Below are 10,916 nucleotides of genomic sequence, written 5' to 3'. Positions count from 1 at the left end.
CAGGAGGAGGGCGCGATCGCGTTTTCCGAGCAGGGTGTCGTCGCAGGTCGCCAGCAGCGCTTGCAGCGGATCCTTGGTGAGCGCGCGCTGCTTGCGCGGCCGCGCGCCGCGCTTGGCGTAGGGGCGGCGCGTCTGGGCCAGCAGCTCGCGCACCAGCGGGTCGGCGCAGGGTTCGGCCCCTTGGCCAGCTGGTGCGCCTTGGACAGCACCACGATGCGGTGCACGAGCGTGTTGAGCGCGGGCGCACCGAGCCGCGTCTTGTAGCCGCTGGCCACTAGTGCCTGGTCGATGTCTGGCGGCAGCTCGCTCACCAGGCCAGCCTTGGAATCCTCATCCGTTTTGCGCGCGGCGTGGTCGACGATGAACTGGATGGCCACCGGCACCGCAACGGGCATTCGCAGCGCCTGGCCATAGCGCGCGGCGTACCAGGCGCACCAGTAGCGCATCGCCGAGGCGTAGGAGGCGCGCGTGTTGGCCGATTCGCCTGCGCGCAGGAGCGCACGCGCCGCGTCCTCGGCGGTTTGCGTCAAACGGCTTGGATCGAGGGCCGGATCCGGCGCCAGGCTGCGCTCGGGCAGGTTCGCCAGCGTCGCTCCYGGCCGCGAAAGCTCAGCGAATGTTCTATCCAGACCGAGCCGTTGCGCACCGCCCGGCGCAGAGCGAGGAAGGGTGGCGACCTCCGGCGCCCTGAAGGCACGCTCGCGATCGGGGTCGGCGATGGATTCGCGCCAGGCTGCGCCAAGGCGTGGCGCCGTGACCCCGGCTGCAAGGCGCTTGGCGCCGGCGGCGTACCCGGCTCGCAGCTTTTTCAGCGCATCGAGCGCGGGGTGCTCACCGGCGGYCTGCCAGGGCAGGCGGCTCACGCCCACCAGAAGAGAGCCGGCGCGCACGCTCGAAGTGATGCCGAGATCGGTCAGGAATGCGATGCGCTCCAGGACCTCGGTGATCTGGCGCGTGGAATGCCTGGCCGGCGCGCTCCACAGCCAGCTCTGGCTGTGCTCGCCGTCCGGCCGCGGTGTATTGAGCGCCGATGTCCAGCGCTTGCGGGTCGCGGCAGGCACGCTGGTCAGGATGGCCTCTCCGGTGGCCGCCTCGAGTTCAACGAGAGCGGCCGCGACCATGGCGCGGATGACGCGGTCGTGAACAATGAGCAGCCGGTGGTCGTACAGCCACTGCCGGGCAAGGACAAGCAACCGCTCGCGATCGACGCAGTGCGCCACCTCGTYGCGCAGCACACTGACCAGGGCGCGGCGCTGGTGCTCRGTCATCCATTGGAAGCCCAGGCAMTCGCAGGCTTGCTGCTGGTGRTCGAACARRGTGCGCCCRCGGGCGTACAGCGCGCGCAGCGAAACCAGGTCGGGCGCGGCGATGTCGAGCTCGCGGCCAAGGTGGCGCAGCAACRCKGGCGGCACGGCTCGAACGCTRTTCAGCGGCCGCCCGCTCATGCGCGCGAAACCGATGTGCAGCGCCAGGCCCAACTTGRGGCTATCGCTGCGGCGCCCGCGATCAACTCTCGCTCGGCGSGGCTGAAGCTGAAGAACGCCTGYARCTCGAACTCGCTGAGCTCGCCCGGYAGGTCACGCAGGCCGAAGGCCTGCCGACACAACAAGGTCGGCGTCGACGACTCGCTGTGGCACAAATGTGCTACATTGGGGTTCGTTCAGAAGATCCAGGAAGGCTGTCCATGCCCACGACCACGATTCGAATGGAAGATGCCCTGAAAGCTCGCATCGCGGCTGCTGCTGAGCGAGCCGGAAAGTCTTCACATGCCTTCATTCTGGATGCGCTATCCGAGACGGTGGAGCGCATCGAGACGGACGACGAGTTGCATCGGATTGCCGACGAGCGGTGGGTTGCTTTAAAGCGGACTGGCAAATCGGTGGCCTGGACGGATGCGAAGGAATACTTGCAGGCCCGCGCTAGCGGCAAGAAGGCGCGCCGGCCGTCAGCGCGACAGCCTGCGCGTTGATCGAGTCATGGCTCGAATCGAGCTTGCTCCCGAAGTACTTGACGATCTTGATCGCTTCTTGGATCACATGACGCAGTTCGACGCGGTGGACATCGCGAAGCGGATCGAGGAAATCATCGAGGCCATCCAGGTCCTCGCGCATAGTCCTCAAATCGGCAGACCGGTGAAAGACGGCAAACGGGAATTGGTCATCGGCAAGGGTGCTCGAGGCTATGTCGCGTTGTATCGCTACTTGGCCGAGGTCGAGACGGCTTTCATATTGGCAATTCGCGCGCAGCGAGAGTCAGGTTTCAAACATTGATCTCTTCGCGTGGGGGCGCTGACTTGGGCTCCGGGCAGATCGCGAGATGGTGGTCGCCACGCGGAAAGGGCGCGATAACGCGCACTTATCGACCCCCAATCGGCGGCTGTCGATGAATCCAAGCTCCACAGCCTTGGCGATCACATTTGTTGACCCAGTTGTACTCACCGGAACCTGACCCAGCGAGTGCGCAGGTGTTTGTGATTGCGCGGTGGTCGAGAGGTGCTCGGCTTAGGGTATGTCAGTAGTGCCGATGACGGCGGCGGCGTGGGGGCGAGATGGCGCAGGCCCTCTCGACGCTTTGCGGCCTAGGCCGCGGGGGCTGGGGCGTGCCCCAGTGAAGGGCCCGTGCAGGGCCCGCTGCAGAGCCATGGCGATAGCCGGGCGGGTRTATCCCTGGACAAGCAGCGCAGCGATCGTGGCGGGCTCCTATTGCCATTCGCGGGCATTGGCCGATGCGGGCCACCGCCGTGCTGGCTGCGCCCTCAATGACTTCTMTTGGATCGGCGACGTCGAAGTCTTCGATCGCCTGGGCACTCCTCAAGACCCCTCAAGACCCCACCACTYGTTGAAATCCACAACGACGGGGTGGGTCAATTTCGTGAGCAGTGCCGCGCGCGAAGTGCGCAGTGTGTTGTGCGCGCACATGCGGCAGAGCSAGCTCGATGTGCCAAGGCAGTGGGGGGTGTTGSCGCGCGCCAACAGCGGGAAGGGGGTCCATTCGCGCTCACACACCTCAACCYCAACASGCYACTTCTCGACACCAATACTTTGTAGACGACGAAACCTCGACTGTCAAACACGATTCGTTGGCAAGCCACTGCGTGTGATTACTCCCACCCGCATGCCACGCCGACTTCGATGGGTCATTTCCGATGAGCAAAAGTGGGTCACTTTCAATGAGCGCCAAAGCCACAGGCGTCTCGGCTTCCAACTCCTCAGTTCCGGTTCGGTGGCGAGGGCCGCGCGGTGTGCGACTGGAAGAAGTGGTCGAGGCGGCCGATGCGCTGCTCGCCCGAGGCCTCAAACCCGCCATCGTTCTTGCGGCGCTGCCGTCAAGTTCGATGATGCGCTCGACAAACTCGCTGAGCACCTGTCCACTTAGCCAGGCGCGGAGGATGGCCCCTTGTGCGGCATCGACGCGCTCCTTCTGCTGCACTCCCACTTCGAGTTCGTAGACGGTAATGGCCGAGATAAAGGTTTCGTCTTGGGTGACGAACCCGCCCATGCGACGACGGCCGGAGAAGCCCTTTCCGGCCGCCGCAACTCCGAGATCAATTTGGTGTCGAGCAGGTACATCAGCCCAGGTCCACCTGGCCCCTTGTCGGCCTGCTTTTTCAAGCGGCAGGCGTCGCGATTGAACTCGCGGCTGGAAACTTCGGTGACTTCCACGGCATGCCTCCACGCGCGCACATTCAAACCCTGGGCCAGTGCCCGCATGAAGGCAAAGTGCCCGCTATGGAGCTTGCGCGCAGGCATCTGGGATTTCTCAAATTGGCCACCTTGGATCGCGGTCCTGGTCGGAATGGGTGTTCCAGAACTTCCACCAGGGCCGCGGAGCCAGCTGGCTGACCCTCAGGCGTCGGCGCCGCTCGACCTCGAGCACCCCGCAGCAGCAGCTGAGGCGGGCCATGAGCAAGACCTCCATCCACACCGCCCGCGTCGAATTCGGCGACTGCGATCCCGCGGGCATCGTGTTCTTTCCAAACTTCTCGTGCTGGATGGATGCGGCCTCGCACCGTTTCTTCCGCCAGTGCGGCCTGCCGCCGTGGCGCGACCCCGCCGAACTGCCCGGTTGCGTGGGGGGACCATTGCTGGAGATCCACACCCGGTTCCTCAAGTCTGCCACCTATGGAGAAACCATCGAGGTGCACACCGATGTGGAGGCATGGCGCCCCAAGGCTTTCATCCAACGCCACCGTGTGACCCGCGGCGACGAGCTGCTATGCCAAGGACGCGAAACCAGGGCACTATGCGTCAAATTGCCGAACGGGAGATTGAAAGCTGTGCCAATACCCGATTCGATTCGTCGCATTTGCAGTTGAAGACGCGAGGCGGTGATGCCGTAGTTGGCACGATCGCTCCGGCTTTCCGTCAGTCTTTGCACGACGACGATGCGTGACCTTTTTGAACGGGAGATGAGTGACGCCTGGCTCTGCCGCTGCGACGCTAGAGATCGATGCGCAGCCGAGCATCGAGACTCCGGGGCTGGGATTGGCCGATGCCAAGGCACTGCTCGCGCGGATGCAGGCGGAAATCGTCATGCGTCGTCTAGCTGATGTCGACGAGCCAGCGACCGATGCGACGGCTGTGGCCTGAATCGCGCCATCAAGGACTACCGCGACGTTCAATACCGCAGCCTGTTTGGCAGCGTTGTCGTGAAGGTGCCCCGTTGGCGAGCGAATGCAGTTGCAGCATCGCTCCAGGTGAACGGCGGGCCCGGCGCTGGATCTCGGCGGTAGTGCCAAGTTCTCGGAGTTGCTGGAGTTGTTGTTGCCGGTGGCCAGAGCCAACGCACCAAGCACGGTGCGACGGCACGCGCTGGACGTTGGCAGACGGCCGACATGGGCAGCGGATCGAACGTCACCAAGGGGGCTGGACGGCGGCTACCTGCGGCTTTGCCACCTCGACAGGAGAAATCGTTCGAGGTCGTCGCCGGCGCGCCATGCGCGCCGGCTTCGGTCAGCGCAGTGTGGCGTTCGTTCGAACGGTTGACGAACGTTCTTACGAGCGCGTGCAACGTGTCTTGGGCGCTTTCGACGAGGGGTGGCAACTCAACGCCATCGTAGATGGCCGGCCAACGGCCAGTCAGCTGAGGTCCGCTGACCACGACTGGTTGTCGAGGCTGGCCGGGTGGCATGGTCGAGAGCGCAGGAAGCCATGCGGCGCCTGGCCACGATGCTAAACGTCTTGGCCAAGTCGACGGTGTGCCGCAGCCGGCCGCGCGTCAGATTCGCAAGCTCACCCTCGAGYTGCTCGGCTACCTGCTCAACAACTCGAACTCGTTGCCCAATTATGGACGGCGCTACCGAGCGGGCCGACGCATCTCCAGTGCGTTCGTGGAGTCCGCGGTCAACCAGCTCATTGACRAGCGCATGTCRAAGTCGCAGCAGATGCGGGTGCGCGTCATCGACGGCCAACTGCGCGATGACTTCGCCCGCTGGTATCCCGGCCTCCCGTCCAACGCGTCGACGATGTCCTTGGCAGCGTGCCCCCACCATTTGAATCGCTCTCGATTCGATCCGTCAGTTTTGACACCGAAGCAAATCGACCGACTGAGGGATGTTTGAATAGGGGTCCGACAGGCCATTCTCACCGAGGTCGATGATTGCAACTTCAAGGTCGACGACTGCGGTGCCTCCCCCAAATTTGGCCTCAAAGAGACTCAAGCCTCGCTGGGCGCCCGGCTCAACTCGTTGTTCGCAGTCACCAGTTTGCGCAGCATGCGCATGAATTCGTCCCGCTCGGCCGCGGGCAGCGGTTTCAGGATGCGCTGCTGGGCCTTCAACATGTCGGGCTCTACCGCTTGCAGCACTTTCTGCCCCTCTTCGGTCAGGCTAAGTAGCCGCACGCGCCGGTCCTCCGGTGAGGCCGTGCGCTGCATCAGGCCGCGCGTCTCCAGGCGGTCAATGACGCCGGCGGTCGTGGAAGTGTCCAGCCCGATCGAGCGCGCCAGCGTGCGCTGGTCGACACCCGGCGTCAGGCCAACCTTGCTAAGCGCCGCGTATTGCACCGGTGTAAGGCCATGCGCCTCGGTCTCCTGCAGGAAGATGGCCACCGCAATCTGGTGCAGGCGGCGGATGTAGTGCCCCGGCAGTTCATCCAGGTCCAGGGCTGTCGTCGTCTCGGTCTTCATGCTTGTCTCTTGATTTAAGGGTTCACCCTAATATTTCACCACCCAGTCTATCACTACACTTACACTCAGTGTACTGATCATCAGCACACGCATTTTAGGAGATGACAGATGAACGCAATGCAATCGGGCCTTCCCGTGCTGGTGGCCGGTGGTGGGATCGGCGGCCTGGCCGCCGCGCTGGCGCTGACGCGCCGCGGTCTTTCAGTCAAGGTGCTGGAACAGGCACCTCAACTCGGCGAGATCGGCGCCGGCATCCAACTCGGCCCAAACGCGTTTGCCGCCTTCGACGCTTTGGGTATCGGCGAGAAGGCGCGCGCCCGCGCCGTCTACACCGACGAGATGGTGATGCACGATGCGCTGGACGCGACCCTGGTCGGCCGCATCCCCACCGGCGCCGCCTTCCGCGAACGCTTCGGCAATCCCTACGCGGTGATCCACCGTGCCGACGTCCACATGTCGCTGCTGGAAGGCGCGCAGGAATCCGACCGCATCCAGGTGCTGACTTCGACCACGGTGCAGCGCGTCGACCAGGACGAGCACGGCGTAACGGTGCACGACACCAAGGGCGGCGTGCACCGCGGCTGCGCGTTGATTGGCGCCGACGGCGTCAAGTCGGCGGTGCGCCGTCAGTACGTGGCTGACGAGGCGCGCGTCTCGGGCCATGTGGTCTACCGCGCGGTGGTGGACAAGAAGGACTTTCCGCAAGACTTGCAGTGGAACGCCGCCAGCCTCTGGGTGGGGCCGAACTGCCACCTGGTGCATTACCCGCTGCGCGGCGGCGAACAGTACAACGTGGTCGTCACCTTCCACAGCCGTGAACAGGAAGAGTGGAGCGTGCGTGAGGGCAGTCGCGAGGAGGTGCAGAGCTACTTCGAGGGCATCTGCGCCGAGGCGCGTCAACTCATCGACCTGCCCAAGGACTGGAAACGCTGGGCCACCGCCGACCGCGAGCCCATCGGCCAGTGGACGTTCGGCCGCGCCACGCTGCTGGGCGACGCCGCCCACCCGACGCTGCAATACCTGGCCCAGGGCGCCTGCATGGCGCTGGAAGACGCCGTGACGCTGGGCGAAGCGCTGCGGGTGCACGACAACGACTTCGCACACGCCTTCGCGCAGTACCAGCGCTCGCGCATCGCCCGCACCGCTCGCATCGTGCTGTCGGCGCGCGAGATGGGCCGCATCTTCCACGCCAAGGGTGTCGAGCGCCTGGTTCGCAACGAACTGTGGAAGGGCCGTTCGCAAGACCGCTTCTACGACGCCATGGAATGGCTCTACGGCTGGAAAGTCGAGAACTGCCTGGCCGCGTGACCCCGCTTGACCACGGAACACCAACATGAACGAACTCGGACGACTCGAAGACCTGCCCGCCGACTACCGCGAAGCGCTGACGAAGCAGAACCTGGTGCCGCTCTGGCCCAGCCTGCGCGCCGTGCTGCCGCCGGGCAAGCCCCAGCCGCGAACACGCGCCACCCATTGGTCCTACGAAGCACTGCGCCCGCTGCTGTTGCAGGCTGGCGAGCTGACGCCGATTGAAAAGGCCGAGCGCCGCGTGCTGGTACTCGCCAACCCCGGCCACGGCCTGGAGAAGATGCAGGCCAGCGCCGCCATGTACCTGGGCATGCAGTTGCTGCTGCCCGGCGAATGGGCGCCGGCGCACCGCCACACGCCGAATGCCGTGCGCATGGTAGTCGAGGGCGAAGGCGCGTGGTCGACGGTCGACGGCGAGAAGTGCCCCATGCATCGGGGTGACCTCATCCTGACGCCCACCGGCCTGTGGCACGAGCATGGCCACGACGGAGACGAACCCGTGGTCTGGCTGGACGTGCTGGACCTGCCGCTGGTGTACTACATGGAGGCGAGCTACCACGTCGATGGCGCCCGCCAGAGCGTCAGCCCGCGGCATGGCGAGCGCGCCTACGCTCGCGGCGGCGTGGTACCGACCCCCGTGTTCGAGCGCTCGCGCAAGACCTACCCGATGCTGCGCTACCCCTGGGCCGACGCCCGCGCGGCACTGGAATCGCTGGCCGCCGACCAGCCAGCGCTGGAAGCCGTGCAGGTCACCTATGTCAACCCCGAGACCGGCGGTGACGCCGAGAACATCCTCGGCTTCTACGCGCTGATGCTGCGCCCTGGCCAGACGCTGAAGCTGCCGGTGCGCAGTCCGGCCACCGTGTTCCACGTCATCGAGGGCGGTGCCACGGTGGAGGTCGAAGACCAGCACTTCAAGCTGGCCTCGGCCGACACCTGCTGCGCCCCCGGCTACACCGCGGTGACGCTCGCCAACGCATCGAGCAGCCAGCCCGCCTTCCTCTTCATCGCCGACGAGACGCCGCTGCACCAGAAGCTGGGCGTCTTCGAAATCCGAACCTGAATTCTGCGAACTCAAGAAAGCACACCATGACCACCCGCTACCTCTGGACCCCGCCGCCCATTTACTCATTACCGGTGCGCGGCAGCGACCAGCGCCTGCCCGTCAACCGCCTGTTCTTCGTCGGCCGCAACTACCACGCGCATGCAGTCGAGATGGGTCGGCCCGTCGACAAGAGCGTCGAGCGGCCGTTCTACTTCACCAAGTCACCGTCGACGCTGGTCGAATCCGGCGCCACCGTGGCATACCCGCCCGAGACGCAGAACTACCACCACGAGATGGAACTGGTGGTCGCCATCGGCAAGCCGGGCTTTCGTGTTCAGCAGTCCGACGCCGCGGCGCTCATCTATGGCTACGCCTGCGGCCTGGACATGACGCGCCGAGATCTGCAACTGGTGGCCCGCGACAAGGGCCGGCCCTGGGATCTGGGCAAAGACGTCGAGCAATCCTCGGTGGTGGCCGAGATCGTGCCCATGGCCGGCCAGGTGATCAGTCAGGGTGAGCTCGCGATGACGGTCAACGGCGAGCCGCGCCAGAAATCGGACATCGACAAGTTGATCTGGAGCATCCCCGAGTTGATCGCCGACCTGTCGCTCTTCTACCACCTGCAACCCGGTGACCTCATCTTCACCGGCACGCCCGAAGGTGTCGGCGCGCTGCAACCCGGCGATCGCATCGACGGCCGCATCGAGGGCGTGGGCGAGATCGTGCTGCACGTCGACGCCCCCGAGTAGACACCCCCCTCGACATCCCATCCCGGAGACAAGAAATGACATCGACCAAACCGCCGAGCGCCGAAGCCCGGCGCCTGAACACCGTGATCTGGATCGTGGCCTTGGCCACGGTAGGACTCATCTTCGACGGCTACGACCTGGTGGTCTACGGCGCGGTCGTCTCGACCTTTCTGCGCGACCCCACGCACATTGGCAACGTCACCCCGGCCATTGCCGGGCTGTTGGGCAGCTACGCGCTGGTCGGCGTGATGGCGGGCGCGCTGCTCGCCGGCGCCGTCGGCGACATTCTCGGACGCCGCAAGGTCATGCTGATGTCGTACGCATGGTTCTCGGTCGGCATGGGATTTACCGCGATGGCTACCACGGCTTCCGCCTTCGGCTGGCTGCGCTTCGCCACCGGCCTGGGCATCGGTTCGCTGGTGGCCACCACTGCGGCGCTGGTGTCCGAGTACGCGCCTGCGGGCAAGAAGAACCTGATCAACGCCATCACCAACGGCGGCATCCCGCTGGGCAGCCTGCTGGCCGCCTTGCTGGCCATCCTGCTGATGCAGCACATCGGCTGGCGCGGCATGTTCTGGATCGGCGCGCTGCCCATCGTCACGCTGTTCCCGCTGGCGTACTTCAAGATGCCAGAATCCGTGGCTTGGCTGGCGTCACGCGGCCGCATGGAGGAGGCACGCAGGATGTCCGAGCGCACCGGCGTGCCCATGCCCGAACCGGTGTCCGTCAAGCCCGGTGCGTCCACCCCTGCCGGCGCCGGCAAGGTCGGCTTCGCTGGACTCTTCAGCGCCCATTACCTGCTCCCGACCGTCGTGCTCGGCCTGATGAGCGCCACCGGTCTGGTCCTTGTGTACTCCCTCAACACCTGGCTGCCCGAGATCATGTTGCGCGCCGGTTTCAACGCCAAGGGCTCGCTGTCATTCCTGGCGGTGCTCAACGGTGGTTCGCTCTTCGGCGCACTCGCGGCGTCACGGGCGGCAGACCGCTTCGGGCCCAAGCCGGTGGTGGCGGCCTGCTTCGCCACTGGCGCCGTAGCGCTCGTGTTGCTGACGCTGGGGTTTCCGCTCGCCGGTTTGCTGGCCATCGTCGCGGTCGTCGGGCTGGGCACCAGCGGGACGCAGACGCTGATCTACGGATTTGTCGCCAACTATTACCGCACCAACGTGCGCGCAGCCGGCGTGGCCTGGTGTGCCGGCTTCGGTCGCCTGGGCGGCATCGGTGGCCCGATGCTGGGCAGCACGATGATAGGCGCCGGTTTCCAGTTGGATTCGATCTTCTACGTGCTGGCCGGGCTGGGCGTGCTGGGAGTGCTGCTGACCCTGCTGGTGCCCATGGCGCGCGCGCAGTTCGCACAGCGTCCGACGCGCGCCGAGCACGTGACCGCCCCGGTCGCGTCGCTGCGGCGCGCAGCCTGATGCGGCCGACGGCACCCCGGACTCAGAGGCTGAGAAGCTTTTGACGTTTGGCTGAAGAGAGTTGCTGAGCAAAGCGCCTGAGGATCGCCGGGTCCAGGAGGCGAAACGCGTCGCCGAGGTGCCATGCCGGTGCGGCAAGCGCGCTGATGGGGAGCCTGGCGAGGTTTTGGGGCGCTCTTTCGCCCTTCACCCACCCGGCCGTTGCGGCGGCTGCGCACGTACCTGTGCCCCAGCCGACCAATTCGGGCGCAAGGGCGGCCATTCGCAGCAGGT

At 65.5% G+C, this 10,916-nt stretch carries 12 protein-coding genes and 2 pseudogenes; 9 read left to right on the top strand and 5 right to left on the bottom strand.

Annotated features, from left to right (window positions below):
* Together AC1DY5_RS26645 and AC1DY5_RS26640 are read right to left on the bottom strand one after the other, a co-directional pair.
* Positions 1–530, bottom strand: a pseudogene (locus AC1DY5_RS26645) (hypothetical protein); the annotation flags it as partial.
* Positions 531–577: 47 nt separating this feature from the next.
* Positions 578–1,609: pseudogene (locus tag AC1DY5_RS26640) on the bottom strand (DUF4158 domain-containing protein); the annotation flags it as partial.
* 75 nt (positions 1,610–1,684) lie between these two features.
* Here AC1DY5_RS26640 and AC1DY5_RS26635 point away from each other — a divergent pair.
* Positions 1,685–1,969, top strand: coding sequence for a ribbon-helix-helix protein, CopG family (locus tag AC1DY5_RS26635; RefSeq protein WP_478116267.1), 285 nt, complete (start codon positions 1,685–1,687; stop codon positions 1,967–1,969).
* 7 nt (positions 1,970–1,976) lie between these two features.
* Positions 1,977–2,270 (top strand): type II toxin-antitoxin system RelE/ParE family toxin, encoded by a 294-nt coding sequence (locus AC1DY5_RS26630; protein WP_478116266.1) that lies wholly within the window; start codon positions 1,977–1,979, stop codon positions 2,268–2,270.
* A 736-nt stretch (positions 2,271–3,006) separates the two neighbouring features.
* Here the strand turns inward: AC1DY5_RS26630 and AC1DY5_RS26625 are convergent.
* The gene (locus AC1DY5_RS26625) at positions 3,007–3,498 is read right to left on the bottom strand and encodes a PIN domain-containing protein (protein ID WP_478116264.1); all 492 of its coding nucleotides are present in this window, start codon (positions 3,496–3,498) and stop codon (positions 3,007–3,009) included.
* A gap of 403 nt (positions 3,499–3,901) precedes the next feature.
* On the opposite strand from AC1DY5_RS26625, the gene AC1DY5_RS26620 reads away from it, so the two are divergent.
* From AC1DY5_RS26620 to AC1DY5_RS26610, 3 genes are all read left to right on the top strand, one after another.
* Complete coding sequence (locus AC1DY5_RS26620) at positions 3,902–4,315, top strand: acyl-CoA thioesterase (protein WP_478116262.1); 414 nt, start codon at positions 3,902–3,904, stop codon at positions 4,313–4,315.
* A gap of 97 nt (positions 4,316–4,412) precedes the next feature.
* On the top strand, positions 4,413–4,589 hold the full coding sequence (locus AC1DY5_RS26615) for a hypothetical protein (protein ID WP_478116260.1): 177 nt from the start codon (positions 4,413–4,415) through the stop codon (positions 4,587–4,589).
* A gap of 539 nt (positions 4,590–5,128) precedes the next feature.
* Positions 5,129–5,560 carry a hypothetical protein gene (locus AC1DY5_RS26610; RefSeq protein ID WP_478116259.1) on the top strand — a complete coding sequence of 144 codons (432 nt, stop codon included), beginning with the start codon at positions 5,129–5,131 and terminating at the stop codon, positions 5,558–5,560.
* Positions 5,561–5,655: 95 nt separating this feature from the next.
* Here AC1DY5_RS26610 and AC1DY5_RS26605 read toward each other — a convergent pair whose 3' ends face one another.
* Entirely contained in the window at positions 5,656–6,126 is a 471-nt protein-coding gene (locus AC1DY5_RS26605) for a MarR family winged helix-turn-helix transcriptional regulator (RefSeq protein ID WP_478116257.1), read from the bottom strand.
* A 108-nt stretch (positions 6,127–6,234) separates the two neighbouring features.
* On the opposite strand from AC1DY5_RS26605, the gene AC1DY5_RS26600 reads away from it, so the two are divergent.
* The 4 genes from AC1DY5_RS26600 to AC1DY5_RS26585 are packed head-to-tail and all read left to right on the top strand — an operon-like array spanning position 6,235 to position 10,643.
* Positions 6,235–7,434 (top strand): 3-hydroxybenzoate 6-monooxygenase, encoded by a 1,200-nt coding sequence (locus AC1DY5_RS26600; RefSeq protein ID WP_478116255.1) that lies wholly within the window; start codon positions 6,235–6,237, stop codon positions 7,432–7,434.
* Between the two features lie 25 nt (positions 7,435–7,459).
* Positions 7,460–8,497: a cupin domain-containing protein gene (locus AC1DY5_RS26595; RefSeq protein ID WP_478116253.1), complete on the top strand. Its 1,038-nt coding sequence runs from the start codon at positions 7,460–7,462 to the stop codon at positions 8,495–8,497.
* 26 nt (positions 8,498–8,523) lie between these two features.
* Positions 8,524–9,228, top strand: coding sequence for a fumarylacetoacetate hydrolase family protein (locus AC1DY5_RS26590; protein WP_478116251.1), 705 nt, complete (start codon positions 8,524–8,526; stop codon positions 9,226–9,228).
* 35 nt (positions 9,229–9,263) lie between these two features.
* The gene (locus tag AC1DY5_RS26585) at positions 9,264–10,643 is read left to right on the top strand and encodes an MFS transporter (RefSeq protein ID WP_478116249.1); all 1,380 of its coding nucleotides are present in this window, start codon (positions 9,264–9,266) and stop codon (positions 10,641–10,643) included.
* A gap of 22 nt (positions 10,644–10,665) precedes the next feature.
* On the opposite strand, the gene AC1DY5_RS26580 is transcribed toward AC1DY5_RS26585, so the two are convergent.
* Positions 10,666–10,916: hypothetical protein (locus AC1DY5_RS26580; protein ID WP_478116247.1), on the bottom strand; the 251-nt coding region annotated here is incomplete at its 5' end.

The sequence above is a fragment of the Variovorax sp. P4_D9 genome (assembly GCF_056401695.1).
The sequence above is the reverse complement of the archived record's forward strand: the minus strand, read 5'-3'. Positions and strand labels throughout refer to the sequence as shown.

What these genes read in the sequence shown, in the direction of transcription:
- AC1DY5_RS26635 (WP_478116267.1), top strand. Translation starts at nt 1,685, where the DNA reads ATGCCCACGACCACGATTCGAATGGAAGATGCCCTGAAAGCTCGCATC.
- AC1DY5_RS26630 (WP_478116266.1), top strand. Translation starts at nt 1,977, where the DNA reads ATGGCTCGAATCGAGCTTGCTCCCGAAGTACTTGACGATCTTGATCGC.
- AC1DY5_RS26620 (WP_478116262.1), top strand. Translation starts at nt 3,902, where the DNA reads ATGAGCAAGACCTCCATCCACACCGCCCGCGTCGAATTCGGCGACTGC.
- AC1DY5_RS26605 (WP_478116257.1), bottom strand. Translation starts at nt 6,126, where the DNA reads ATGAAGACCGAGACGACGACAGCCCTGGACCTGGATGAACTGCCGGGG.
- AC1DY5_RS26600 (WP_478116255.1), top strand. Translation starts at nt 6,235, where the DNA reads ATGAACGCAATGCAATCGGGCCTTCCCGTGCTGGTGGCCGGTGGTGGG.
- AC1DY5_RS26595 (WP_478116253.1), top strand. Translation starts at nt 7,460, where the DNA reads ATGAACGAACTCGGACGACTCGAAGACCTGCCCGCCGACTACCGCGAA.
- AC1DY5_RS26590 (WP_478116251.1), top strand. Translation starts at nt 8,524, where the DNA reads ATGACCACCCGCTACCTCTGGACCCCGCCGCCCATTTACTCATTACCG.
- AC1DY5_RS26585 (WP_478116249.1), top strand. Translation starts at nt 9,264, where the DNA reads ATGACATCGACCAAACCGCCGAGCGCCGAAGCCCGGCGCCTGAACACC.